This is a genomic window from Chryseobacterium suipulveris (assembly GCF_022811685.1).
Classification (GTDB): Bacteria; Bacteroidota; Bacteroidia; order Flavobacteriales; family Weeksellaceae; genus Kaistella; species Kaistella suipulveris.
Window position 1 is genome coordinate 2,041,323 of record NZ_CP094532.1, and the last position, 26,291, is coordinate 2,067,613.

28 protein-coding genes are annotated in these 26,291 nt (G+C 41.6%); 26 read left to right on the top strand and 2 right to left on the bottom strand.

Going from position 1 to position 26,291, the window contains the following annotated elements; all coding sequences use genetic code 11:
- Positions 1-160 precede the first annotated feature (160 nt).
- The 6 genes from MTP09_RS09575 to MTP09_RS14410 all read left to right on the top strand — a co-directional run bounded on the left by MTP09_RS09575 (position 161) and on the right by MTP09_RS14410 (position 5,352).
- Positions 161-898, top strand: coding sequence for a shikimate dehydrogenase family protein (locus tag MTP09_RS09575; protein WP_243548190.1), 738 nt, complete (start codon positions 161-163; stop codon positions 896-898).
- 66 nt (positions 899-964) lie between these two features.
- Positions 965-3,058, top strand: a complete 2,094-nt coding sequence (locus MTP09_RS09580; RefSeq protein WP_243548191.1) for a DUF349 domain-containing protein — start codon at positions 965-967, stop codon at positions 3,056-3,058.
- 4 nt (positions 3,059-3,062) lie between these two features.
- A complete protein-coding gene (locus MTP09_RS09585) occupies positions 3,063-3,656 on the top strand; it encodes a hypothetical protein (protein WP_243548192.1) in 594 nt (197 codons plus the stop codon).
- A 187-nt stretch (positions 3,657-3,843) separates the two neighbouring features.
- Positions 3,844-4,845, top strand: coding sequence for a bifunctional diaminohydroxyphosphoribosylaminopyrimidine deaminase/5-amino-6-(5-phosphoribosylamino)uracil reductase RibD (ribD, locus tag MTP09_RS09590; protein ID WP_243551633.1), 1,002 nt, complete (start codon positions 3,844-3,846; stop codon positions 4,843-4,845).
- An 18-nt stretch (positions 4,846-4,863) separates the two neighbouring features.
- Entirely contained in the window at positions 4,864-5,094 is a 231-nt protein-coding gene (locus MTP09_RS09595) for a hypothetical protein (protein WP_243548193.1), read from the top strand.
- 126 nt (positions 5,095-5,220) lie between these two features.
- Positions 5,221-5,352, top strand: coding sequence for a hypothetical protein (locus tag MTP09_RS14410; protein ID WP_263008865.1), 132 nt, complete (start codon positions 5,221-5,223; stop codon positions 5,350-5,352).
- 24 nt (positions 5,353-5,376) lie between these two features.
- On the opposite strand, the gene MTP09_RS09600 is transcribed toward MTP09_RS14410, so the two are convergent.
- The gene (locus MTP09_RS09600) at positions 5,377-7,104 is read right to left on the bottom strand and encodes a tetratricopeptide repeat protein (RefSeq protein ID WP_243548194.1); all 1,728 of its coding nucleotides are present in this window, start codon (positions 7,102-7,104) and stop codon (positions 5,377-5,379) included.
- A gap of 198 nt (positions 7,105-7,302) precedes the next feature.
- On the opposite strand from MTP09_RS09600, the gene MTP09_RS09605 reads away from it, so the two are divergent.
- Both MTP09_RS09605 and MTP09_RS09610 read left to right on the top strand, forming a co-directional pair.
- Complete coding sequence (locus MTP09_RS09605) at positions 7,303-7,614, top strand: hypothetical protein (RefSeq protein WP_243548195.1); 312 nt, start codon at positions 7,303-7,305, stop codon at positions 7,612-7,614.
- A gap of 187 nt (positions 7,615-7,801) precedes the next feature.
- On the top strand, positions 7,802-8,410 hold the full coding sequence (locus MTP09_RS09610; RefSeq protein WP_243548196.1) for a YigZ family protein: 609 nt from the start codon (positions 7,802-7,804) through the stop codon (positions 8,408-8,410).
- A 65-nt stretch (positions 8,411-8,475) separates the two neighbouring features.
- Here the strand turns inward: MTP09_RS09610 and MTP09_RS09615 are convergent, their stop codons facing one another.
- Positions 8,476-9,162 (bottom strand): zinc metallopeptidase, encoded by a 687-nt coding sequence (locus tag MTP09_RS09615; RefSeq protein WP_243548197.1) that lies wholly within the window; start codon positions 9,160-9,162, stop codon positions 8,476-8,478.
- 111 nt (positions 9,163-9,273) lie between these two features.
- Between MTP09_RS09615 and MTP09_RS09620 the strand changes: the two genes are divergently transcribed.
- The 18 genes from MTP09_RS09620 (at position 9,274) to MTP09_RS09700 (ending at position 25,797) form a co-directional block, all read left to right on the top strand.
- Positions 9,274-10,398, top strand: a complete 1,125-nt coding sequence (locus MTP09_RS09620; protein WP_243548198.1) for a GNAT family N-acetyltransferase — start codon at positions 9,274-9,276, stop codon at positions 10,396-10,398.
- 262 nt (positions 10,399-10,660) lie between these two features.
- Positions 10,661-10,849 (top strand): hypothetical protein, encoded by a 189-nt coding sequence (locus MTP09_RS09625; protein ID WP_243548199.1) that lies wholly within the window; start codon positions 10,661-10,663, stop codon positions 10,847-10,849.
- 120 nt (positions 10,850-10,969) lie between these two features.
- On the top strand, positions 10,970-11,341 hold the full coding sequence (locus MTP09_RS09630) for an NADH-quinone oxidoreductase subunit A (protein ID WP_243548200.1): 372 nt from the start codon (positions 10,970-10,972) through the stop codon (positions 11,339-11,341).
- 49 nt (positions 11,342-11,390) lie between these two features.
- The gene (locus MTP09_RS09635; protein ID WP_243548201.1) at positions 11,391-11,948 is read left to right on the top strand and encodes an NADH-quinone oxidoreductase subunit B; all 558 of its coding nucleotides are present in this window, start codon (positions 11,391-11,393) and stop codon (positions 11,946-11,948) included.
- Positions 11,949-12,070: 122 nt separating this feature from the next.
- Complete coding sequence (locus MTP09_RS09640; protein WP_243548202.1) at positions 12,071-12,565, top strand: NADH-quinone oxidoreductase subunit C; 495 nt, start codon at positions 12,071-12,073, stop codon at positions 12,563-12,565.
- Positions 12,566-12,612: 47 nt separating this feature from the next.
- Positions 12,613-13,836 carry an NADH-quinone oxidoreductase subunit D gene (locus MTP09_RS09645; protein WP_243548203.1) on the top strand — a complete coding sequence of 408 codons (1,224 nt, stop codon included), beginning with the start codon at positions 12,613-12,615 and terminating at the stop codon, positions 13,834-13,836.
- A 97-nt stretch (positions 13,837-13,933) separates the two neighbouring features.
- Positions 13,934-14,443: an NADH-quinone oxidoreductase subunit NuoE family protein gene (locus MTP09_RS09650; protein ID WP_243548204.1), complete on the top strand. Its 510-nt coding sequence runs from the start codon at positions 13,934-13,936 to the stop codon at positions 14,441-14,443.
- A 54-nt stretch (positions 14,444-14,497) separates the two neighbouring features.
- Positions 14,498-15,853, top strand: coding sequence for an NADH-quinone oxidoreductase subunit NuoF (gene nuoF / locus MTP09_RS09655; protein ID WP_243548205.1), 1,356 nt, complete (start codon positions 14,498-14,500; stop codon positions 15,851-15,853).
- Positions 15,854-15,872: 19 nt separating this feature from the next.
- Complete coding sequence (locus tag MTP09_RS14560) at positions 15,873-16,019, top strand: DUF2281 domain-containing protein (RefSeq protein ID WP_396022218.1); 147 nt, start codon at positions 15,873-15,875, stop codon at positions 16,017-16,019.
- A 396-nt stretch (positions 16,020-16,415) separates the two neighbouring features.
- Positions 16,416-17,261, top strand: a complete 846-nt coding sequence (locus tag MTP09_RS09660; protein ID WP_243548206.1) for a hypothetical protein — start codon at positions 16,416-16,418, stop codon at positions 17,259-17,261.
- A gap of 57 nt (positions 17,262-17,318) precedes the next feature.
- Complete coding sequence (locus MTP09_RS09665) at positions 17,319-18,338, top strand: 2Fe-2S iron-sulfur cluster-binding protein (RefSeq protein ID WP_243548207.1); 1,020 nt, start codon at positions 17,319-17,321, stop codon at positions 18,336-18,338.
- Between the two features lie 57 nt (positions 18,339-18,395).
- Complete coding sequence (nuoH, locus tag MTP09_RS09670; protein WP_243548208.1) at positions 18,396-19,457, top strand: NADH-quinone oxidoreductase subunit NuoH; 1,062 nt, start codon at positions 18,396-18,398, stop codon at positions 19,455-19,457.
- A 56-nt stretch (positions 19,458-19,513) separates the two neighbouring features.
- Complete coding sequence (locus MTP09_RS09675) at positions 19,514-20,062, top strand: NuoI/complex I 23 kDa subunit family protein (RefSeq protein WP_243548209.1); 549 nt, start codon at positions 19,514-19,516, stop codon at positions 20,060-20,062.
- A gap of 1 nt (position 20,063) precedes the next feature.
- On the top strand, positions 20,064-20,558 hold the full coding sequence (locus MTP09_RS09680; RefSeq protein ID WP_243548210.1) for an NADH-quinone oxidoreductase subunit J family protein: 495 nt from the start codon (positions 20,064-20,066) through the stop codon (positions 20,556-20,558).
- A 4-nt stretch (positions 20,559-20,562) separates the two neighbouring features.
- The gene (gene nuoK / locus MTP09_RS09685) at positions 20,563-20,892 is read left to right on the top strand and encodes an NADH-quinone oxidoreductase subunit NuoK (RefSeq protein ID WP_243548211.1); all 330 of its coding nucleotides are present in this window, start codon (positions 20,563-20,565) and stop codon (positions 20,890-20,892) included.
- 7 nt (positions 20,893-20,899) lie between these two features.
- A complete protein-coding gene (gene nuoL / locus MTP09_RS09690; RefSeq protein WP_243548212.1) occupies positions 20,900-22,795 on the top strand; it encodes an NADH-quinone oxidoreductase subunit L in 1,896 nt (631 codons plus the stop codon).
- A gap of 3 nt (positions 22,796-22,798) precedes the next feature.
- A complete protein-coding gene (locus MTP09_RS09695) occupies positions 22,799-24,292 on the top strand; it encodes a complex I subunit 4 family protein (RefSeq protein WP_243548213.1) in 1,494 nt (497 codons plus the stop codon).
- 125 nt (positions 24,293-24,417) lie between these two features.
- The gene (locus tag MTP09_RS09700; RefSeq protein WP_243548214.1) at positions 24,418-25,797 is read left to right on the top strand and encodes an NADH-quinone oxidoreductase subunit N; all 1,380 of its coding nucleotides are present in this window, start codon (positions 24,418-24,420) and stop codon (positions 25,795-25,797) included.
- Positions 25,798-26,291: the final 494 nt, after the last annotated feature.

Here is a 26,291-nt window from a genome sequence, read left to right on the forward strand (position 1 = left end):
AATTCGGTGGAAAATATTGCTGATGTAACCCTTATAATGATGAAATATAAAAATTAAAAACTGAGGGTCGAACCCATCTTCGAGATTTCCATGACCTTCATCGGTAAAAAATCATGCTGAGATTCAAATTTCACAAAGTCTTTTTCCCTAATTTTGAACCATGGAAAATCCAAGAAAATTCGGCATTGTCGGAAAGAATATCTCCTACTCTTTTTCGAAAAAATATTTTGAGAACAAGTTCAAAAACCTGATGCTTAATAATCACTCCTACGAAATTTTTGATCTCGACGATATTTCGAAGGTTGACGAAATTTTCAAAACCGCAGATCTTGCAGGACTCAACGTCACGATTCCCTACAAGGAAAAAGTCATTCCCTATCTCGATGAATTGAGCGATGAAGCTGAAAAAATCGGTGCAGTAAACTGTATCGTCATCAATGACGGAATTAAAAAGGGCTTCAACACCGATGTGGATGGATTTGAAAAAACTTTGCTGCTTCACAAGAAGGACCACCATCAATCGGCTTTAATTTTAGGAAACGGCGGCGCTGCGAAAGCAGTCAAATATGTTCTCGAAAAATACGGAATTCCGTACGTCACGGTGACTCGAAACGGTGAGTTGAATTACACCGATCTGACTGCAGAAATCGTCAACGAACATCCTTTAATCATCCAGTGTACTCCTGTCGGAACTTTCCCAAATGTGGACGACTGCCTCGATTTTCCGTTCGATGGAATTACTGCAAACCATCTGATCATCGACCTTATCTACAATCCAAGTTACACCCGATTTATTAAAAATGCGGCTGAAAAAGGAGCGAAAACTGCAAACGGATTCTACATGCTCGAGAAGCAGGCAGAAAAAAATTGGGAAATTTGGAACTTTCAGAAAAAATAGGTTAAATTAGTGCTCTGTTTAATGAATAACAGATAAAACACCTGCTCAATCACTTAATAGTTTGCCATGATCACAGAAGATTCAATCTCTGACAACAACGAGAAAAAACCAATTTCCGAAGAGGTTTTAAATGAAAACACTCCTGAAAATCCCGAAACTACGGATTCGGAAACTCCAACAACTGAACCTGAAACAGAACCCATTTCAGAGAACCAGGAAACGGTAGAAGAACAGCCGCAACCAGAAAATCAGGCGGATGTTGACACCCAAAAATCCACCGTAATTTCGGAGGAAAAAGTACTTTCCGAGATCGACCGAAGCAAAGCCGACGACGGAAATCCGCATCCCGACGAAGACAAGAAAACACAGCAGGATGTCGATACCCAAAAATCAACCGTGATTCCGCAGGAAAAAGTTTTGTCAGAAATCGATCCTGAAAAAGCCGACGACGGTGAACCGCACGAAGAACATCACGACGAACTAGATGCAGTTGCCGCACTTACTTTGCCCGAAACGCTGAAGGAAATGGAAACCATCATTAATAAAGAAGATGCAGGTGCACATTCCCGAAAATTCAACCAGTTGAAAGAGCAGGCAAACCATTTGGTCAACGAGGAAACCGAAGAAAAAAAATCGGAGTTTGTTGCTGCAGGAAATACGGAAGAAAATTTCAATTTCGAGCACGCCGCATTAGCGAAAATTTCAGGCCTTGTCAATATTTTCCGTGAGAAGAGTGACGAGTTCCACAAAATACAGCAGGAAAACCAATCCAAGAACCTTGAGGAAAGACAGGGAATCATCGAAAAGCTGAAAACCCTCTATACCAATACTGAAGCGGGAACCAACCTCTTTAAAGCCATCAGAGAAATCAAGGAAGAATGGAAAAATGCAGGACAGGTTGCGAAATCGGAGTTTAAATTGCTAAACAACAACTATTTCCACCATCTGAACCAATTCTACGAAATGCTCAACATGAACCGCGAGTACATGGAGCAGGAATATGCGCACAACCTTGAGAAAAGACAGCATATCATCGATCGTGCAAAGGAACTGGAAAATGAGTCTTCCGTACAAAAAGCGTTAAACGAATTGCAATATCTGCACAAGCTTTGGAAAGAAGAAGCTGAACCAGTCGCCGAAGAATTCAGGGAAAAAACCTGGGAGGAATTCAGGGAAATTTCCAACAGAATCCACGAAAGAAAAGGGGAACTCACCGAACAGATCGAAAAAGAGCAAAACGAAAACCTCGAAAAGAAAAACAAAATCATCGAGGAGATCAAGAAACTCACTTCGCCTGAAAAAGCTCCGAATCACAACTACTGGCAAAATGCCATCAAGAAAATCGAGGACCTCAGAACAGAATTTCTGAAACTGGGAAGCGTGCCGAGAAAGATTTCGAACCAAAACTGGAACGAATTCAAAACGCACCTCAGAACCTTTAATACCACTAAAAACGAGTTTTATAAAGGGCTGAAAAATTCGCAGCAAACCAACCTTGATGAAAAACTGAAACTCATCCAAACCGCGAAAGACAATATGCTTTCCGAGGATTGGGACATCACCGTTCCGCTCTTCAAAAAATTGCAGGACGACTGGAAGAAAATCGGCCACGTTCCGAGAAGCATGACCAACAAAGTTTGGGACGATTTCCGTGAAGCGTGCAACACTTTCTTCAACAACTACCGTGAAAAAACCAACACGGTAAACGATAACTGGAAGGAAAATTATAAGCACAAAAAAGAACTTCTGGAAGAACTGAAGCAAGTTGGAAGTGAAGACGGCAGTGTGGAAAGAATTGAGGAAATCAAGAACAAATGGAACAGCATCGGGAAAGTTCCGCGCGACAAAATCTCCATCAATTCTGAATTTAACAAGACCCTGAAGGAAAAACTGAAACTCAACAAAATCAGCGAGTACGACCTGAAGGAAGAAGGACTTTCTGAAAACCAGGTGACCGATAAAGCGCGAAAAATCAAAAACCAAATTGCAGACCTGGAAGCAGAAATCAGCAAGCTGGAAAACAATCTGGGCTTCTTCAGCAATTCGAGCAGAGAAAACCCTTTACTGAAAGATACTTTCGACAAAATCGACGAGAAAAAATCACAGCTTGAAAACATGAAGCAGTCGCTGCATCAAATCCTTTCGGGCGAAAACCAATAATATCATGACCAAAAAGATCTTCCTTTTGTTGTTGACAGGATTCCTGACCTTCTTCCATGCGCAGGAGGAAAAAGACTTGCTGTCGATCCCAAATCCGATCGAGTACGACGGAACCGAGTTTTTTCTGACAAGAGCTAAGCAGCGCTCCAAAACATTGTTCCAACAACAGTACATTCCGAAGGACGAGGAGATCGAGAATTTTAACCAAATCATTGATTTTTCGTTTTTCAATAAGGAAATCGACATGGAACTTGCTGTAAGACAAAAGGTTGAAATGGTGCAGCAAAGACAAAAAGAGGACAAAATCGCCAAAGTAAACGTTACCGAAAATCCCGACGGCACGGAATACATCGTGGATTTCTATATTTCTGAAACACCGGAAAAAGGCGATCCTTTCGTGGAGTACAACATCTACAGATTCAAGAGTTTCGACAAAGGAGGCGAGAAAAGTTTCCTGATGCTTTCTTATGCAAAAAGAATTTACGGAGATATAAAATCAGCTGCGAAATCGCTCGCAAAACAGCGAGACCACTTGATGACGGCGATGATTGAGTATAAAATCCCGGATATAAAAGTTCCCGCAACTCCTGTAAAATAAAGCAAAAACACTCGACAGAAGTTGAGTGTTTGTTTTTTAATGACGACCTTAGAAACCATTTGGATTTAATTTAAAAAAGGTAATGCATCGGAAATTTCCTTTACCCCATCACTAAAGGGTGGAAAATTTCCATCCAAACAAGAAGCTCTTAATTACAAAAAAGCAAAACAAAGTGGAAAAATTCTACATGAAACGCTGCATCGAACTCGCGCAGAAAGCGTTGGGAAACACTTATCCGAATCCGCTCGTGGGAAGCGTAATCGTGTACGACGGAAAAATCATCGGTGAAGGTTACCACAAAAAAGCGGGAGAACCTCATGCGGAAATCAACGCCATCAATTCGGTGGAAACCCCCGAACAGTTGAAGGATTCCACGATATATGTCTCGCTTGAACCCTGTTCACATTATGGAAAAACTCCGCCATGTGCTAATAAAATTGTCGAAATCGGTTTCAAAAAAGTGGTGATCGGGATTCTGGATCCGCACGAGAAAGTCAACGGAAAAGGTAAAAAGATATTGGAAGATGCAGGAATAGAAGTCGTTTCAGGAGTTTTGGAGCAGGAATGTTGGGAACTCAATAAAAGATTTTTTACCTTCCACGAGAAAAAAAGACCGTACTTGATCCTGAAATGGGCAGAATCTGCAGACGGATTCATGGACAAAGATTTCAAGCCGTACCAAATCGGAAATCCGTTGACCAAGCACGTGGTGCATCAAACTAGAAGCGAGGAACACGCGATCTTGGTGGGAACAAATACGGCGCTACACGACAATCCGACTTTGACAACGAGAGCAATTGCAGGAAGAAACCCTGTAAGAATCCTGATTGATTTTGACCTGAAAGTTCCCCGAAATTTCAACATCTTTAATGATGAGTCAAGAACAATGGTATTCAATTCGACGAAAAGCTCGGAGGAAGAAAATGTGAAATTCATCAAAACCAATAAAGAAAATTTTCTGGAAAACCTGATGGCGAAATTGTACGAAAACCAAATCATTTCCGTATTGGTCGAAGGTGGAAGCTACACACTGCAACAGTTTCTCGATGCGGATTTGTGGGATGAGGTCATTATCATCAAAAACGAAAACCTAAACCTTGAAGAAGGAACAAGATCGCCTGAATTCAATTTGAACCCAATTGATATTCAGGAATTTAGAGACAACAAGATTCTTTATTTTAAGAAATAATTTACGTATTTTTGTGAGATGACGAGAGCAGAATTTATTGAGCAGAACAAGCATCTTTTTTGGTACATCCGAAAAGACAAACTGCAGAACATCAGCAACGAAGTTCTGGTGGAATTCGTCTTTAATCATGGCACTTGGGAAAACGTGAAGGATCTCATCAGAATTATAGGGTACGACGAGCTTAAAAAAATTTACGATCACACGACGGGCAGGAAGATTGGGAATTATTATAGATGCCTGATCTTCTGACGCTTGCTGCAATGAAGGCCTTTGCTTTGAGAAAAAGAGCAAAGTGGAAAGATTATGTGGATTTATATTTTCTTTTGAAGAACCAAGGAGTTATTTGGAACAGAATTCGCGGAAAAAGTATTTAAAATGCAGTTAAGTTATTTTGAAAACATCAACTACGATGAAGAAGTTACCTTCCAGATCGAGAACCCACCCACCGAAAAAGAAATCAAAGAGTTTCTGGTCGAAGCCAGCATTTCTGATTTACCTAAACTTTAGCGTGAAAACCCTAATCTTTAAAAACTAAGGTTTACTGATAATCTGCGCCAGTTCGTCATAGCGGTCGCCGAGTTTTTTCTTCATCCTTTGGTTGGATTTTTTTACGGCGTCGGTCGTAATTCCAAGCAGTTGCGAGATTTCGGTATTGTTAAAGTCCAACTTTTTCAGAAGAATAATTCTGTAGTTCGAATCGGTGAGATCGGGAAACTCACTTTGCAGCTGGTTATAAAATTCCGGATGTACTTTGCGGAATTCCCTCTTAAAATTTTCCCAGTTTTCATCGGTCATCAAGTGGGATTCCAAAAGTTTTGAAAGGTGTCCCTGCTCTTCTTCCAGGTAAAAGGATTTCGAGTTTCTGATTTTTTCAATTTCAGATTTCAGCCGGTTGATCTGTACATTCTTGTTCTTCAGGAATTCCACCTGGTTATCGAGGTTTTCCTGCGTTTCCGACAGTTTCTTCTCAAACTTAAGCTTATCCATTTCGAGTCCGAGTACTTTCTGCTTGTACATCAGTTCACGGTTTAGCAGCTTCTTCCGGGAATTGGCGAAGATAAATCCTGCAAGCACCAAAGAAAAAAAGATGAGACCGAGGTAGATGTTGCGCAACATCGCTGATTTTTCTTGCTGATAATGCGCTTCTTTATTCGCCTGCTCCAATTTCGATTTTTGCATCAGAAGATGGGCGTTGTTCAGCGCTTGGTCTCCATCTGTTTTCTTTAAATTATGCTCAAGTTCGGAAATTCGCTTAAAACCATGCAATTCTGCTTCCCTGTTGTTCTGGTTTCGATAAACCTCAGTGAGCAACTGCTGAATCTTAATTTCGTTGATCTGGAAATAAGACTTGGACTGTGCGGTTTTCAGGGCTTTTTTTAATACAGTTTCCGCTTCGGTATAATTGTTTTCCTGAATCAGGACTTCACCCAGCAACGTTTGCGCAAACATCGTGTTCTGCAATTCCGAAAGACGTTCGGAAATCATAATGTCTTCGAGAATCAACTTTTTTGCCCTGGAAGTTTCTCCCCTCTTAGCATAAATCACCGAAAGATTCCCGATTGCTTTTGCATAGCGCATCTCGTCATTCACTTTTTTGGCGACCCTACTCGCTTCTTCAAAATATTTTTCTGCATTGTCAAATTGCTCCCGCTCCAGATAAATACGTCCCAAAGCGTCAAGAATAGTGGCGTATTCTGCATGTTTATTTCTGGTTAAGGATTTTGCTTTTTCAAGCGCGTCTTTGGATGCGTCGGAATCGCCAATTGTCCCCAAATAATAACCCAACCATTTGTAGGAATCCTGCGGACGGATCTGTTTTTCCACGGGATTGGTCTCCAAAAGATGGCTGCCTTTCATGAAATAAGGTAGCGCTCTTTCCATGCTTCTGTATTTGTAAAGATACTTTGCATAAGAAATATTAGCAACAGTTTCCAGTTCGGGGCTGATTTTCTCTGACTGTTTGATTGCGTTTTCAAAAAGATGCGTGCTCTGGGAATTGATCTTATCAACACAGTTTGAAATTTCTTCTGCGTGAAGTATTTTGTATATGACCTGAAAACCTGGATTCCCATTGTTTTTAATAGCCGAAAGATTTCGGTTTGCCGAAACAGTGTCGCATTTGAAATCGGGATATTCATTCAGTAGCTTACCCAGTAATTCGGAATTGGGTTTTTTGTCTTTCGAAATTTCAACGTTCTGGGCACGAACAAGAAGCCCTGAAAATAGTAAAACGAGAAAGAGACAGTAGTTTTTGACCATTAATAATAGAAGAAATTTCAAGCTTCTAAAGTAATGAAAATCGTAAAAACTGAATATTAACTTTTTTAGAACACAGAATTCTCCCCAATAACGTGGTTTTCAAACTCTTGATAGGAATTGTCCCCCATTTGTCCACCCCTAAAATTAGTTTCGTATTTATTTCATTGCTAATTTTCATGTACAAAAACACTAACTGCCATGAAATACATTTTAAATGACACCCACAAAACTGTCGATGCGGGATCTGAGTACGAGTTTGTAAAGTGGATGAGAAAGAACGACAAGCGGTACTGGGAAAGCAACAGAGAGTTTATGAAGGAATACTCTTTCCAGAAATACTATTTTGAAAAGAAAACGATTAGATTCAACAGCGAGAAGGATTTTGTGGAAGATCTGGTCGAAAACGGGCTTCTTCAGATTGAAGCCGAAACAAAGAACAATAAAAGTATCTGGGAACTTCTAAATAAACTTATCAGGAAACACTTTTATAAACAACTGATATTTCATTAGTTACCATTTGTCCACCTATTTGTCCACCCCTATTTTTTGCATTTTTTTAACAATTGATAATAAATTTGAAATAACAAAAACACATGCTATGAACTTTTCTATTATTGAAGGGTAAAAACTACTAACCAAAAAGACTGCTTTCACTTGCGGTCTTTTTTTATGGGCGGGAATTCGATATTTTTGCGAAATGGAATTCTCTTACGACACGATTGCCAAACCTGTTGAAAACATTCTTTTAAAGGAAAAGGGAAGCAAGTTTATCGGTTATGCATTTCCTGTGTGTGATGAAGTTGAGCTGAAGAAAGCTTTAGAAAAAGTCCGGGAAGAGCACCCGAAAGCAACCCACCATTGCTACGCTTTCCGTCTCGGAATTAATGGAGAGAACTATCGTGCAAATGACGACGGAGAACCATCTGGAAGTGCGGGTTTACCCATTTATAACCAGCTCCTGGCAAATCATCTTACGAATATTTTGTTGATTGTCGTGCGCTATTACGGCGGGACCAAGCTCGGTGTTTCGGGTTTGGTGAAGGCCTATAAAGAATCTGCCAAAATGACTTTGGAAGAGGCGGAAATCATCACCAAAGAACTCGAAACGACTTTAGAAATCTCTTTCAGTTTCAATCAGCAGAATGTGATTTTCACTTTGCTAAATAGACTTGACGGGAAAATCATCGACTTTGTGTCCGATGAAAAATGCAGAATTACCGCAAGAATAAGGACTTCCCAAAAAGAAAACATCTCGGAACAACTGTCTGAGATGCAGAATATTTCGTTTGAATTTCAAGACCTTTGATTAAATTAGTTTCAAAAATTTCGTAATTCGTATTTTGAATTTAATATTTCGTACTTCGTACTTCCCTAATCTCTTCTTCCGCTCAGCATTGACGCGAAATAAATGAGTTGCGCAAGTGAACCAAGAGCAGCAACCACGTACGTTCTTGCAGCCCATTTCAGTGAATCCTGTGCAGCTTCATGTTCGCTTCTGTCGAGTGTTCCTGAAGTTTCAAGCCATTTCAAGGCGCGGTTACTTGCATCATATTCCACCGGCAAAGTCACAAATGCAAAAGCTGTAGTTACCGCGAAAAGGATTACACCGATGGTTAAAAGCGTTTTGCTTCCACTTGAAGCCATCACCACGATTCCCGCCATCAGTACAAATTGCAGCAATCTTGAAGAGATGTTTACGATCGGAACCATTTTTGAGCGAAGTTGCAACATTGAGTATCCAACCGCGTGCTGAACAGCGTGACCGCATTCGTGAGCGGCAACTGCGGCTGCAGCAGCATTTCTCTGCATATATACTTCTTCTGAAAGGTTTACTGTTTTGTCGGCAGGATTGTAGTGGTCGGTCAGTTTACCCGGAACCGAAATCACCTGTACATCATTGATATTGTTGTCTCTCAACATTTTTTCGGCGATCTCTTTCCCCGACATTCCGTTTCTCAATCTCACCTGTGAGTAGTGTGCAAATTTAGATTTCAGCCGATTCTGAACGATCATGCTGACAATGAAAATTACACCGATAATCAAATAATAACTCCCCATTTTCTTTCTATTTTTATTGATATAAATTGCCCTATTTTAGAAGTAAAAAACGTGCCAAAGTTTTGAAATTTCCATTTATCATCTATCTTTGTTCAATCTAATTTTGAGCTGATGTCAACGATTGATGTAAGAGAAGTAAAATCTCCGGATGATTTAAGAAATTTCATCAGATTTCCCATGGAACTTTACAAATATAATAAAAATTACGTTCCACCATTAATCAACGATGAAAAAAACGTCTGGAATCCCAAGGAAAATCCGGCACTCAATTATTCTGAAGCCAAACAGTTTTTAGCTTTTAAGGATGGTCAAGTTGTGGGACGTGTTGCAGCCATCATTAATCACAAAGAAGAAAAAGAACTGGGAATCAGCAAGGTTCGTTTCGGATGGCTCGATTTCATTGATGATTTAGAAGTATCAAAAGCTCTGATCGACACTGTCATAAGTTTTGCAAAAGAGAAAAATATCAGCAAAATTGAGGGACCAATGGGTTTCACGAACCTTGACAAAGCGGGAATGCTCATCATGGGATTCGACAGATTGGCAACAATGATCGGACTCTATAATTTCGAATACTATCCTCAACATCTCGAGAAACTCGGTCTTACTAAAGAAAAAGAATGGGTAGAGTTTGAGATTATGTTCCCGGAAGTGCTTCCCGAAAAAGTCGAAAAATTCAGTTCTCTGATTGCGGAGAAATATAAGCTAAAGGTCCTCCACTTTAAAAACAAGAAAGAAATCGAACCGCTGATCGACGCAATGTTTGACCTTCTCGACAAAACCTACAGCTCGCTCTCGACCTACACTCCGATTACCGAGGAACAGAAAAAAACGTACAGGGAAAAGTATTTCCCCTTTATCAACAAGGATTACATCATCTGCATTGAGGACGAGAACCATCAGCTGATTTCCTTCGCGATTACGATGCCATCTTATTCGAAAGCGTTACAGAAAGCCAACGGAAAACTTTTCCCATTCGGATGGTGGCATTTTCTTCAGGCAGGGAAAAAGAACGACAGAGCAAATTTTTACCTGATCGGAATCCACCCCGAATTTCAACGCCGTGGAGTGACTGCAATTATTTTCAAGGAAATTTTCGAGCGGTTCTCCAAAATGGGAATAAAATACACAGAAACAAATCCCGAACTGGAGGAAAACAAGAGCATCCAGCTTCTTTGGCAGGACTACAATCCGGTAAACCATAAACGAAGGAGGACGTATTCGATGGAGCTGTGAGAATGTGAGTTTTTTCACATGAATTACTTCGTGTGAATTTGCTACGCAGTGAATTCTTTCAGGTGAATTTCTTTGAGTGAATCAATTTTGAGATGAAATTTGCTTCATCTATTTTGACGAAACTCGACCACTTGAAACCTGAAACTTGAAATGCGAAGCATTCACGAACTCAAATAAAAAAAATAGAAAAAATTGTGAGTAAACCTGAAACCTGAAACGTCCAACTTCAAACCTAAAACTTCAAACCTCAAATCCTTCTTTCATGAAAAAACACCTCTACTTCTACATCGCAATGATTGCACTGTTCATCGGCTACAATCAGTTTTTCCAGGTGCAGGACGAGAAAACCAACGCGCTGATTAACATCGTGTTTGCAAGTTTCCTATTTCTTTACATCGGATACGTGGCGTTCGTGATTCTGAAAAAGATGAAAAATGCCAGAAAGAATTAACTAATTTTTAACAATTCTAAATTAATCTCGCCACTTTTTTTACTGACTTTTTTCAGTTCGCCTATTTCCTATATTGTAGTTTAATTCGTAAATTTGCAGATTAAGTAAAAGAATCTGTTTATGAATATTCCAGAAAACTATATCCCGATTATCATTCAGTTTATTGTCGGATCCGGTTTTGTTTTGCTTTCAATTATAGGCACCCACTTTTTGGGGCCTTCACGCCGCAAATCTGCTGTCAAAAAAAATGAAAGTTTCGAATGTGGTGTGGAAGTCGAGGGTAACGCGAGAACCCCGTTTTCTGTGAAGTATTTTCTTACCGCGGTACTTTTCGTACTTTTTGATGTGGAAATTGTATTCTTTTATCCTTACGCAGTAAACATCCGCGAATTCGGTGTAGCTGGATTCTTCGCGGTTTTCATGTTTATCGCGGTTTTCTTCATCGCTTTCCTTTACGTGTGGAAACGCGGCGCCCTCGATTGGGACAGATAGAAACAATGAAGATGGTTGTATAAGTTGATCAATTAAATCAGAAAAAATTATGTCAGATAACAAGCCAGTAGTTAGAATGGATGCAGAAGCTCCTGAAGGTTTTTCGGGAGAAGGATTTTTTGCAACCAAGTTGAGCAGCGTGATCGGAATGGCGAGAAAATATTCGCTTTGGCCACTTCCTTTCGCAACTTCATGTTGTGGAATTGAATTCATGGCGGTTCTGAACCCGACTTACGATGCTTCCCGTTTTGGGATGGAAAGAAACTCTTTCTCGCCAAGACAAGCAGATATGTTGATGGTTTGCGGAACGATCTCGAAAAAATTGGGTCCCGTGTTGAAGCAGGTTTACACGCAGATGGCGGAACCGAAGTGGGTAATCGCCGTTGGTGCATGTGCTTCAAGTGGAGGAATATTCGACACCTACTCCGTTCTTCAGGGAATCGATAAGATTATTCCCGTTGACGTGTACGTACCAGGATGTCCGCCAAGACCAGAACAGATTATCGAGGGAGTAATGCAGGTTCAGGCACTTTGCGAAAGCGAGAGCATCAGAAGAAGAGACACTCCTGAATACAGAGCACTCCTGGAATCCTACGGAATAGAATAATTTGGAAATGTGAAAATGCGGGAATTTGAAGATTGATTCCCGCGATTTTTGATTAAAATTAAATAAAATTTGGGTGAAATAATTTTCAAGTTAGCTCATCTTCAAATTTTCAAATAAACGAAATGACAAACGAATTTGTTTTAGAAGCCATCACCAGAGAATTCCCGGAGTCTGTGATTTCACATTCAGAACCTTATGGATTTCTTACCTTGGAAATCAAGAAGGACGATATCAAAAAGGTGATCCATTACCTCAGAGATTCTTCACTGGAAATAAAATTCCTGACCGACATCTGCGGAATCCACTATCCTGAAAATCCCGAAAAGGAACTCGGCGTGATCTACCACCTCCACAATATGATGACCAATTTCAGGATTCGCCTGAAAACCTTTATGCCAAGAGAAAATGCTGAAGTCGATTCGATGACCGACCTTTATGCAGGTGCAAACTGGATGGAAAGAGAAACCTTCGACTTCTTCGGAATCAAGTTTAAGGGGCATCCCGATTTAAGGGTAATTCTGAACGACCCGGAACTCGGCTATCACCCGATGCTGAAGGAATACCGCCTCGAAGACGGAACCAGAACCGACAAAGACGACAAAATGTTCGGAAGATAACCACTTAAAATTGCTGAACGCAGACCGCTGAAAGCAGAAAGCATATTATGAAAGACAACGCACTCTCCAACATACTGAACCAGTACGATTCCAAAGAGCAGATCGACGGACAGCTCTATACCCTGAATCTCGGTCCGACCCACCCCGCAACACACGGAATCTTCCAGAACGTCCTCACAATGGATGGTGAAAGAATTCTGCATTCCGAGCAAACGGTGGGATATATTCACCGCGCTTTCGAGAAAATCTCAGAAAGAAGAAATTTCACGCAGATCACCACACTTACCGACCGAATGAATTACTGTTCCGCGCCAATCAACAATATTGGGTGGCACATGACGGTGGAAAAACTCATCGGTTGCGAAACTCCAAAAAGAGTAGATTATATGCGTGTCATCATGATGGAACTCGCAAGAATTGCGGACCACATGGTTTGCAACGGAGTAATCGCGATGGATGCAGGTGCAATTACGGGACTCACCTATCTCTTCCGTGAAAGGGAGGCAATCTACGAAATGTACGAGCAGATCTGCGGCGCAAGAATGACGACCAATATGGGAAGAATCGGTGGATTCGAGAGAGACTTTTCGCCGAAATTCCATGAGCTGCTTCAAACATGGTTAAAGAAATTCCCAAGGATTTGGGGCGAATTCTGTAAACTGAACGAAAGAAACAGAATCTTTATGGACAGAACCATTAACGCCGGTCCAATCTCCGCGGAAAGAGCTTTGAGCTATGGTTTTACAGGTCCAAACCTTCGTGCGACAGGTGTAGATTATGATGTGCGGGTTGCAAGTCCTTATTCTTCTTATGACGATTTCGATTTCATTATTCCGGTAGGAACTTCCGGCGATACTTATGACCGCTTCATGGTGCGCCAACAGGAAGTTTGGGAAAGTTTGAAAATTATCGAGCAAGCATATAAAAATTTACCAGATGGTCCTTTCCATGCGGATGTACCTGAATTCTACCTTCCCGAGAAAGCAGATGTCTATACCAAAATGGAGGCACTGATATACCACTTCAAAATCGTGATGGCAGAAACCGAAATTCCGACAGGAGAAGTTTACCACTGTGTTGAAGGAGGAAACGGCGAGTTAGGTTTCTATTTGGTGAGCGACGGTGGAAGAAGTCCATACAGACTGCATTTCCGAAGACCGTGCTTCATTTATTACCAAGCATATCCGGAAATGATTCAGGGAGCATTAATTTCGGACGCAATTGTGACGATGTGCTCGATGAATGTGATTGCAGGGGAACTGGACGCATAAAATGAGATGTCAGATATCAGACAACAGATATCAGACATTAATAAAATAATAAAGAAAAATCTGACATTTGAAATCTGATGTCTGAAATCTATAGAAGATGAGCGAAACAATAGCTTTCAAACCTGAGACTTTAGAGCAGGTACATAAAATTATCACAAGATATCCTGAAGGACGGCAGAAATCCGCACTTATTCCGGTGCTGCATTTGGCGCAGAAAGAATTCGGCGGCTGGCTTGACGTTCCCGTGATGGATTATGTTGCCGAAGTCCTGAACATCAAACCGATCGAAGTGTATGAAGTGGCAACTTTCTACACCATGTTCAATATGAAGCCCGTCGGGAAATATGTTCTCGAAGTTTGCAGAACCGGACCATGCATGGTTTCCGGAAGCAACAAAATCCTGGATCACATCCGAACGAAGCTGAACATCAAAGACGGTGAAACAACTGCTGACGGACTTTTCACGCTGAAAGTGGCGGAATGTCTCGGAGCGTGCGGTTACGCACCGATGATGCAGATCGGAAAATTTTATCATGAAAATTTAACCACAGAAAAAGTGGACGAAATCCTGGAACTTTGCAGACAGGGAGCGCTTGCTTTGGATTAATAAATTAATATAAATGCATGAAGCGTCAAGCAGATTGCAATAAGCATAGAGAAAATGAGTAAAAAACTTTTACTTAAAGACGCACACATCGAGGGAATCCGCTACTTCGACGTTTACCGCAAACAAGGCGGCTACGAGGCGGTGGAAAAAGCCCTGAAAATGACCCCGGAAGCAATTGTGGAAGAAGTAAAAACTTCGGGACTTCGCGGTCGTGGTGGTGCAGGTTTCCCAACGGGAATGAAATGGAGTTTCCTGGCAAAACCAGAAGGTGTTCCAAGATATTTGGTAGTAAATGCCGACGAATCCGAACCGGGGACTTTCAAGGATCGTTACCTCATGGAATTCCTTCCCCACATTTTGGTCGAGGGAATGATCATCTCCTCTTTCGCATTGGGAGCAAATACTTCGTATATCTACATCCGCGGTGAATATTCCTGGATTCCCGATATTTTGGAGGAAGCCATCGAAGAAGCAAAGAAAAACGGATTCCTCGGAAAAAATATTCTGGGAACCGGTTACGATCTTGAAATCTACGTGCAGCGTGGAGCGGGAGCATACATCTGCGGTGAAGAAACCGCGCTTCTTGAATCTCTGGAAGGCAAAAGAGGAAACCCAAGGTTGAAACCACCATTCCCAGCTGTGAAAGGACTTTGGGAATCCCCTACCGTTGTAAATAACGTTGAAACGATTGCAGCAGTAGTTCCGATCATCAACATTACAGGAGCAGAATATGCGAAAATCGGTGTAGGAAGATCAACAGGAACCAAACTGATTTCAGCGTGCGGAAACATCAATAAACCGGGAGTTTATGAAATCGATATGACCATCACTGTTGAGGAATTTATCTATTCCGACGAGTATTGTGGTGGAATTAAAGATGGCAAGAAACTTAAAGCATGTATTCCGGGAGGAAGTTCGGTTCCAATTTTGCCAGCAAATCTCTTGCTAAAAACCATTAACGGCGAACCACGATATATGAACTACGAATCACTTGCTGACGGCGGTTTCGCTACAGGAACCATGATGGGATCAGGTGGTTTTGAAGTTCTGGACGAAGACCAGTGCATCGTGGAACACACCATGACTTTGGCAAGATTCTACGCCCACGAAAGCTGCGGACAATGCACGCCATGTCGCGAAGGAACTCCGTGGATGTATAAAATCCTTAAAAAAATAGAAAACGGCGAGGGAACAATGGCAGACATCGACCTTCTTTGGGACATCCAGAGAAAGATCGAAGGAAACACGATTTGTCCGCTCGGTGATGCGGCAGCATGGCCAGTTGCATCGGCTATCCGCCACTTCAGAGATGAGTTCGAATGGCACATCAACAATCCTGAATCGCAGACAAGGAATTACGGATTGGCAAATTATGCAGATCCAATCCCTGTTCCTGCAAAAGCAGAGTGAATAATTAAAAGTTAAAATAATGGAATCGCTCCTTCATCAAAAAATATCGGACAAGATCAAAGAAATTCCCGAATATCTGTTGGAAGAATTATCTGATTTCATTGACTTTTTGATGATAAAGAAAATAAAAAAGACTGGGCAAAAAACCTTTCGGAAAATCAAATAAAGAATATTCAGGAAGGTTTAGAAGACATCAAAAATAATAATGTTTTTTCCCACGAATCGGTAATGGAAGAAATGGCGGAATATATTAAGTCAAAAAAATGACGAAGGTCTGGTCAGGAAAAGCAAAGAAGTAGTTCAGAAATGTAATTGATTATCTTTTTGAAAAATGGACAATTAATGAAGTTCAAAAATTTAACCACAAAGTTTCTGAATTAGTGAAAAATATTGCAGACAATACTGCATTTTGTCCAAAATCAAGAATGACGGATCTTAGGAAATGTTTAATCGACAAAAACAATTCTTTGGTCTATTTATTTAAAAACGAGATTATTAATATCGTGGCACTTATCGATAATAAATCTTCTCACCCCTATTGAAAAAAAGTTTATTAATAAAGATGAAGAAGATCTTTGGAGTGGTGTTGATGTTGATTGGATTGAGCAGTTATAGTCAAACAGAAAATACGGTGACAACCGAAATTAATAAGGAGATAAAAAATCCATTAACCAAAAAAGGACAGGTTTTTATTTTCTACGGTTGGAACAGAGCAGCGTTCACAAATTCCGACATCCATTTTTCCGGAAACGGGTATGATTTCCAGCTGGACAATGTCGTTGCACACGATCGGCCTACGAAATTCGGATTGGTTTATTTCGATCCGTCATGGTTTACCGTGACCCAGTACAATTTCAGGTTGGGTTATTTTATCAAAGATAACTTGGCGCTCGTTCTGGGAATCGACCACATGAAATATGTAATGGATCAGGATCAGACGGTGAAGTTTTCCGGACATATTTCGGATCCTGTTTATGCGGGAACGGTTCAGAACGGACAGGTAAATCTTGCAGATGAAAAATTCCTGACCTTCGAGCATACCGACGGACTGAATTATGAAAACCTGGGGTTGGAAAAATACCGCTCACTTTCAAACAGTAAAAACATCGATATTGTTTGGGGATACGGTGGCGGATTGGGAGTGATGTTTCCAAAGAGCAACGTGAAACTTTTCGGAAACGAAAGAAGCGACCGTTTTCATGTCGCAGGATTTGGAACCGATTTAAGAACAAGTTTAAATGCAGTCTTCTGGAAACACATTATGTTGAGAGTTGAGGCAAAAGCAGGATATATCAATATGTTCGACATCAAGACGACTTTGAACAACAAACCCGACAAAGCGAGACAGGACTTTATGTTCGGACAGGTTATGGCGGGATTTGGATATACCTTTAATACGAAAAAATAATTTTATTTAATTAAAAATAAAGCCAATTGCAAAAAGCAAAAAGCTAAAAGCAATATTATGAGCGAAGAAGTAAAAAAATTCAAGATAACCATTGACGGACAGGAAGTAGAGGTGCTTCCTGGAACTTCTATTCTTGAAGCGGCGCGACAAATCGGAGGACAATCTGTTCCGCCTGCAATGTGCTACTACAAACCACTCGAAACGAGCGGCGGAAGATGCAGAACTTGTCTGGTGGAGGTTTCCAAAGGTTCGGATGCAGATCCGCGACCAATGCCAAAATTGGTGGCAAGCTGCAGAACCAACGTGATGGACGGAATGGAAGTAAAAAACGTAACCTCCGAAAAAACTCAGGAAGCAAGAAAAGGCGTTACCGAATTTCTGCTGATCAATCACCCACTCGATTGCCCAATCTGCGATCAGGCGGGAGAATGCCATCTCCAGGATTTGAGTTACGAGCACGGTCTTGAAACGACGAGAACAGAATTCACCAGAAGAACATTCGAACCAGAAGATATCGGTCCTTACATTAAACTCAACATGAACCGTTGCATTCTTTGTGCAAGATGCGTTCTTGTTGCCAATCAGCTCACAGAAGAAAGAGAGCACGGAATCCTTTTCAGAGGCGACCACGCAGAAATTTCTACCTATCTGAACAAAGCGTTGGAAAACGACTTCATCGGAAACGTGATCGACGTGTGTCCTGTAGGTGCTTTGACCGACAGAACTTCGCGGTTTGCAAGCAGAGTGTGGTTTACCAAGCCAGTGAACGCAACTTGCAGCTGTGACAAATGTTCAGGAAAAGCCGTACTGTGGATGAAGGGAGACGAAATCATTCGGGTAACTGCAAGAAAAGACCAGTACGACGAAGTGGAAGAATGGATATGTAACGACTGTCGTTTCCACAAAAAAGATTTGAAATTATGGAACGTGGAAGGACCGAGACACATCGACCGACACTCCGTAATCTCGCTCAACCATTACGAAAAACCAAAAGAATATTTCCGACAGATCGACAATCCAGACGCCAAGGAAATTTCTGAAAGCGACGAAAACCAAAAAGGAGACAAAATAATCTGATCATTAAATAAAGACTGTTACTTTCACCCGTAAAGTTTCAGTTTCAAGAAAAAGAATATGGAATTATTAACATTCAAGATAATTTTAGTTGTTGCCCTGTTTGCAGTTTCATTGGGAGTTGCAGCGTACTCAACTTGGGGCGAGAGAAAAGTTGCGGCAATACTTCAGGACAGGATCGGACCCAACAGAACAGGACCGTTCGGAATCCTGCAACCGTTGGCAGATGGTGGAAAACTCTTCTTTAAAGAAGGATTCATCCCCGCAAATGCCGACAAATTCCTTTTCTATGTAGGACCCGCAATCACCATGTTTATCTCGCTGATCACCGGTGCGGTTATCCCGTGGGGAAAATCGCTGAACATCGGCGGAACTTCATTCGACATCCAAGTTGCCAATATCGATGTAGGTGTACTTTACCTGATCGGAATGGTTTCGGTCGGAGTTTACGGAATGATGATCGGAGGTTGGGCTTCAAACAACAAATATTCACTCATCGGTGCGATCCGTGCTTCATCACAGATGATTTCATATGAATTGGCGATGGGACTTTCTCTTTTGGCAATTATTCTGATGGCGGGAAGTCTCGATCTTCATTTCATCACCTCCTCACAGGGAACTGGGAAAATCTGGGGAATTATTCCTGCAGATGGAATGAACTGGAACATCTTCTACCAACCATTGGCATTCATCATCTTCTTTGTTGCTGCAATGGCGGAAACGAACCGACACCCATTCGATTTGCCTGAATGTGAATCTGAATTGGTCAACGGATATATGACGGAATATTCCTCCATGAACTTCGGTCAGTACATGTTCGGTGAATATGTAAATATGTTTATCTCGAATGCGCTGATTGCAACTTTGTTTTTCGGGGGATTCAATTACCCTGGAATCAACTGGGTCTCAGAAAACTGGGGCGAAAACGCAGCAGGAATCATCAGTATTTTGGCAATGTTGGCAAAAGTGATTTTCGGAATCGTGGTCTTCATGTGGATTCGTTGGACGATCCCGAGATTCCGATATGACCAATTGATGCACCTTGGCTGGAAAACATTAATTCCGCTTGCATTATTGAATTTAGTAGTAACAGCAGCAGTGATTATTTTCTTTGCCGCTTAAATTAGAATAAAGTTTTACTGCCGGAAGTAATAACCGACGGCAAAAACCTGAACAATATGAAACTTACCAACAGATCAAAAGTGGTCTCGAACAAGGAAATGACCTTCATGGAGAAGCTTTACCTTCCTGAAATCGTGAAGGGAATGGTGATCACTTTGAGACACGCGATAGAAGGGCCGAAAGGAAAAGTTTTCGCCTATCCTGAAGTGAAGAAACCGAGAGCCAAAGTTTGGCGCGGACTCCACGTGTTGAAACGTGACGAGGAAGGAAGGGAAAGATGTACTGCATGCGGACTTTGCGCAGTTGCCTGTCCTGCAGAAGCAATTACCATGACCGCCGCGGAAAGAACAAAGGACGAAATGCACCTTTATCGCGAAGAAAAATACGCATCGGTTTACGAGATCAATATGCTTCGTTGCATTTTCTGCGGAATGTGTGAGGAAGCGTGTCCGAAATCCGCAATCTACCTTACCGACAGATTGGTGGATGTGGAAACCAACCGCGGAAGTTTCATCTACGGAAAAGACAAACTTGTGGAAAAGATCAACGAGAGAATCGACATCACCGCAAGACAGAGCGAACTGCAAAAAAAATCAGTAAAATAGTATGGAACAGATCATATTTTTCTTCATCGCGTTTTTGGCTGTAGCGAGTGCTTTTTTCTTCGTGTTCGGCAAAAATCCGATTTACTCGATTCTTTCATTAATCGTAACCTTCTTTTCGATCGCAGCACTTTACATTTTACTCAATGCCCAGTTCCTGGGAATCGTTCAGATCATCGTTTATGCGGGTGCGATCATGGTTTTGTTCCTTTACATATTAATGATGCTGAACCTCAACAAAGCTGATGAAAGCCGAAAACAGAACATCATGAAGTTCATCGGCGTTTTCACCGCGGGATTGCTGTTGATCGGTATTTTGGGAGCGTTCCGTGGAATGCAGACAGGAACTATCGCAGGAAATGTGGATTCAAGTGTAGGTTTGACGAAGAACCTTGGAAGATTATTGTTCAACGAATATGTATTGCCATTCGAGCTTGCCTCGATCCTGATTCTCGCGGGAATCGTGGGTGCGGTACTGATCGGTAAAAAAGATTTATAGAATTATGGGAGAAATGAATTCATTTATACAGTCCGTTCCGCTGGAGTATTTCTTGATACTCAGCACGGTACTGTTTTGTCTCGGTGTTTTGGGCGTACTGGTTCGCAAGAATGCCATCATTATTTTGGGTTGTGTGGAACTGATGCTGAATTCTGTAAACCTGATGCTCGCAGCTTTTTCCAGCTATAAAGGCGACGGAAACGGACAAATCCTGGTATTCTTCATCATGGTCGTTGCGGCGGCGGAAGTTGCGGTAGGTTTGGCGATTATCGCAATGATCTACCGAAACACAAAATCAGTGGACATTAGTATTTTTAATAAATTAAGAGGATAAATAACGGATGGAAAATTTAGTTTACGCAATTATACTTTTGCCATTATTCGGGTTTCTGTTCAGCGGACTTTTCGGGAAACAGTTGCCAAAAGCAGTGGTAGGAGGTGTAGCAACACTCGTAGTATTTGCATCTTTCTGTATTGCTTTAAGCATCTTCATGAAATTTGATTCAGAAAGTCCTGCAAGAATTATCCGCGCTTTCGAATGGTTTAGAGTGAACGGAATCCAGGTGAATTTCGGGTTCCACATCGACCAGCTTTCTTTGATGATGATTTTGATTATCACGGGTATCGGATCGCTGATTCACTTCTACTCCATCGGTTACATGAGCCATGACAAAGGTTTTCACCGTTTCTTCGCTTACCTGAATCTGTTTGTTTTCTCCATGCTTTTATTGGTAATGGGAAGCAACTATCTGATTCTCTTTATCGGTTGGGAAGGTGTTGGACTTTGTTCTTACCTGTTGATCGGTTTCTGGTACAAAAACCTGGAATACGGTGCTGCAGCGAGAAAGGCGTTTATTATGAACAGAATCGGTGACCTTGCAATGATCATCGGGATCTGTATGATTGCCTATCAAACCAATGCAGTGGATTTCTTGTCGGTAGCTCAGAATTCATCAAAATTCGAACTCGATTCACCAATCATCATTTTCATCACGGCAAGTTTGTTTATCGGAGCAGTCGGCAAATCGGCGCAGATTCCTTTATTCACTTGGCTTCCTGATGCAATGGCGGGTCCGACTCCAGTTTCTGCACTCATTCACGCGGCGACGATGGTTACAGCGGGGATTTATCTGGTGGTTCGTTCAAACTTCCTTTACTCGCTCGCTCCAACCACGATGGACGGAATCCTGTTTGTGGGATTACTAACTGCGTTGGTTGCTGCCTTTATCGGTTTAAGACAGAACGACATCAAGAAAGTTCTTGCCTACTCCACAGTTTCGCAATTGGGCTTCATGTTTGTTGCAGTGGGAGTTGGCGCCTATACAACCGCAATGTTCCATTTGATGACGCACGCTTTTTTCAAGGCGTTGCTGTTCCTCGGTTCTGGATCTGTGATTCACGCGATGAGCGGCGAACAGGACATGAGATTTATGGGCGGGTTAAAGGATAAAATTAAGATCACGCACATTACTTTCCTCATCGGAACATTGGCAATTTCGGGATTCCCATTCCTTTCAGGAATGATTTCCAAAGACGAAATCCTGACCAACACTTTTGGTAAAAATCCGATGATTTGGGTAATTCTTTTCATCGTTGCGACACTTACGGCGATTTATATGTTCAGAGCTTACTACCTTACTTTCCATGGGGAATTCCGAGGAAGTGAGGAACAGAGAAAACACCTACACGAAAGTCCGACCAATATGACTTTGCCGCTGATTGTACTGGCAATCCTTTCTGTGATCGGTGGTTTCATTAACCTTCCGCATTTCATTGGTCATGGTCATTATGCAAAACTTGCTGATTGGTTGAAATCCATCTATGTTTACGATGTAAAACTTCCTGAAGTTGCCTTTAATACCGAGATGGTTTTGGTGGCATTAACGGTACTGATGTTATTCACCGTTTGGTTCTTCGTGAAAAAAACCTACGTGGACAAAAAGAAAATGGCTTTGGCAGACGAGAAATACACTGGTTGGGAACGGCTTTCGAACAGAAAACTTCTTTTCGACGAATTCTACAATGCGACCTTTGTGAAGTTTGTGGAAGGACTCGGTGTTGCTGGTAATATGTTCGACAAAGCAATTCTCGCAAGATTTGTGAACTTCATCGGATGGGGAGCTGAAGATTCGGGACGGGCTGCAAAACGGCTCCAGAACGGAAACGTGGAAAACTACGTGCTGATCATGTCTTTGGCCATCGGAATAATCTTAATTGTTAACTTTTTATTACAATAATAAATGTCGTATCTGTTATTAACATTGCTGCTTTTGCCACTCGCAGGTTCGTTGTTGGTATTCGCGTGGAAAAATTCCGCAAGTAAGTTTTTGGCGTTGGGAATCGCACTGGCTGAAATGTTCCTCACTTTTTACATGCTTTCGGGATTTGATTTCAAGCCCACTGTAGATGGAGTTTTGCAGAACGAAATCAATTATCCGTGGTCGAACTTTATCAAGAGTAACCTCCATTTCGGAATCGACGGGATGACGATGCTTTTCCTGTTGCTCACCAATATTTTGTCGGCACTGATTATTCTTTCTTCCTTTAACGAAAAACCTGGCTACAGAAATACTTTCTACGGACTGATTCTGCTGATGCAGTTTGGTTTGATCGGTGTTTTCACGGCGTATGACGGTTTGTTGTTCTATATTTTCTGGGAAATCACTTTGATCCCGATCTGGTTGATCGCGGGAATTTGGGGACAGGAAAACAAGAAAATTCAGTTCACGACCAAGTTCTTTGTTTACACCTTTGTCGGTTCGCTTTTCATGTTGGTCGGATTGATCTATGTTTACACCCATTCTGCTTCGTTTGCACTGACCGATCTTTATAATGCAGATTTGAATGCGTCACAACAAACTGTGGTATTCTGGTTCATCTTCTTCGCGTTTGCAGTGAAGTTACCAATTTTCCCATTCCACTCTTGGCAACCCGACACTTATACTTATTCACCAACACAGGGATCGATGCTGCTTTCAGGAATTATGCTGAAAATGGCGGTGTATGGATTGCTGAGATATTTGTTGCCGATTACTCCGGTTCCGGTTTTAGGAATTTCCGGACAGATTGTGATGGTCCTTGCCATTATCGGAGTTGTACACGGTGCTTTGATTGCAGTTATTCAAAATGATTCAAAACGGCTGGTTGCCTACTCTTCCCTTTCCCACGTTGGATTGATGACTGCGGGAATTATGGCGTCAGCAATTTTGACGGTGAAAGGTAATCTATTCATCGAAGGTGCGGAAGGAGCTTTGGTTCAGGCATTTGCACACGGAATCAACGTGGTGGGACTTTTCTATGCATGTGATATTCTTTATAAAAGATTTAAAACAAGAGATATCCGCAAGATGGGTGGTTTGGCGAGAGTAGCTCCGAAATTTGCCGTTCTATTTATGGTGATTTTGCTCGGTTCTATCGCTTTGCCTTTAACCAATGGTTTTGTGGGAGAATTCATTCTGATTAAATCCATTTTCGATTACAGTACGATTGCTGCGGTGATCGCGGGAACTACGATGATCTTTTCATCAGTTTACCTTTTCAGATTTTACGGAAAAGCGATGTTTGGAGAAGGTGACGAAAGCATCCTTTCTTCCGTCGGAGATTTGACAGATGTGGAGTTTTCGGTAATGGCAAGTTTGGTGGTATTCGTGATCCTGCTTGGAGTTTTCCCGCAACCGATTATCGAAATGGTGGGCTCTTCACTGAAGTTTATCTTCACTTCGATGATGAACTAAAAAATATATCGGAGGATTTTTAGAAAAAGAACCTCTGAAAAATAAAGATTAAAAACATTAAAAAATAAGGGAATCTGCATCAGCAACCGCAAAGCTGAAACCGATTTCGACAAAATAATAATTCAATGAGCGTTTTAATAATTGTATTCATTACCGCCATCGTTGCATTGTTTGCCGGCGTTTTCGAACAGGGTAAATTTTCGAGATACATTGGTATTCTGGGGTTGATCATCGCATTTTATGTGAGTTTCCTTCCGGAACATTCGTTTTTCCTTCAGTACAAATCCATGTTCGAATTTGGGCTGAACGCTGCGTTGTTCACCAAAATCGCCATCGTAATCCTCATCCTGCTTTTCTTTTTGGGAAGTTTTGCCTTTACCAACCACCGTCGTCATCAGTCGGAGCTTTATGCTTTGATGATGTTTTCTTTATGTGGCGCAATCGTGATGTTTGGATTCCAGAATATTGTGACGCTCTTCCTGGGAATTGAGATTCTTTCGATCCCGCTCTACGTTTTGGCGGGTTCCAACAAGAATGATTTGCGCTCCAACGAAGCGTCTGTGAAATATTTCCTGATGGGTGCATTTGCGACAGGATTCCTACTCTTCGGAATAGCTTTGGTTTACGGAAGCTCAGGAAGTTTCGACCTCTACAAAATCCACGAATACGGAATTGCGCAAGGCAACAATACTTTGTTTATAATGGGTGCAATTCTGATGCTTTGTGCGCTCGCGTTCAAAACTTCAATGGCTCCGTTCCACATGTGGAGTCCCGACGTTTATCAGGGATCACCATCTTTAATCACGGCATTTATGATGTCGGTAGTGAAGATTGCCGCTTTCTACGCTTTCTTTAAAATAATGACAATCGCATTTACAGGAATTACCGGCGACTGGATCAATATCGTGGGAGTAATGATTATCATTACGTTGTTCCTTGCAAACGTAATGGGATTGGCGCAAAGTAATGCAAAGAGAATGTTGGCGTATTCTTCCGTTTCGCATGTTGGTTATCTGGGATTGATTTTCTTCGGGATGAACAGTCTTTCTTCCTACAATCTCGCGTTCTACCTTTTCGCATATTCCTTGGCGACAGTTGGCGTGATGATGACCTTAATCTGGGTTGAAAAACTTAAAAGAGAAACCTCCTACAGCGCCTTCAACGGTTTGGGACACACCGAACCGATTCTTGCAGTAACTGCTGCGGTATCATTGCTCTCAATGGCAGGAATTCCGTTAACAGCAGGGTTTATGGGGAAATTTGCAGTCTTCGCACAGGCAATTGAAAAGGCGCCGTTCCTGGTATTGGTTGCAATTTTAGGTTCAGCACTTTCGATCGCGTATTATTTAAGAATCATCATGGCGATGTTCTTCCCAAAAGAAAGCAGCTTCAAAACCGCAGAAAAAGTAACGCTCACCTACAATATTGTTGCAGTGTTCATCGTGGTTGCGCTCATCGCGATCGGTATTTTCCCGGATCTCTTTGCAAAGCAGTTTGGTCTGTAAGAAACAGTAAGAAAAATTTCAAACCCTTTCAATTTTTTTGGAAGGGTTTATTATTCCCCTCTTTTTAAAGAGGGGTGGATTCCGAGCTTGCGAGGAAGACGGGGTGTTCTTGCAATTAGAAACATAAAATATTTTCAGGAGCAACACATTCCCGAGTCAGCGAGGAAGACGGGGTATTTTTTCAATATGAAACTAAAATTACATGAGGAACAACACATTCAGAGATTCTTACAACTACTCCACCCGCTTTCCACTGCAATTCCTCGCTCCTCCTTCGTCGTCGCTGCGTGATTTTCGTTGCAAAACGACAACGGAATTTCGACGATTCCATAAAATAATAAATATCATAGAGTCATTCGGGGCTAGGATTTAAGTTGGTTGTATTTCGAAAAGCCCAAATGCAAATAATCCGCAAAAATATAGCGCAACAATTCTAGCGTAAGAAGTATTTCTACAAACATTGCGCTCCTACTGAGCGCAACAATTCAACCGTT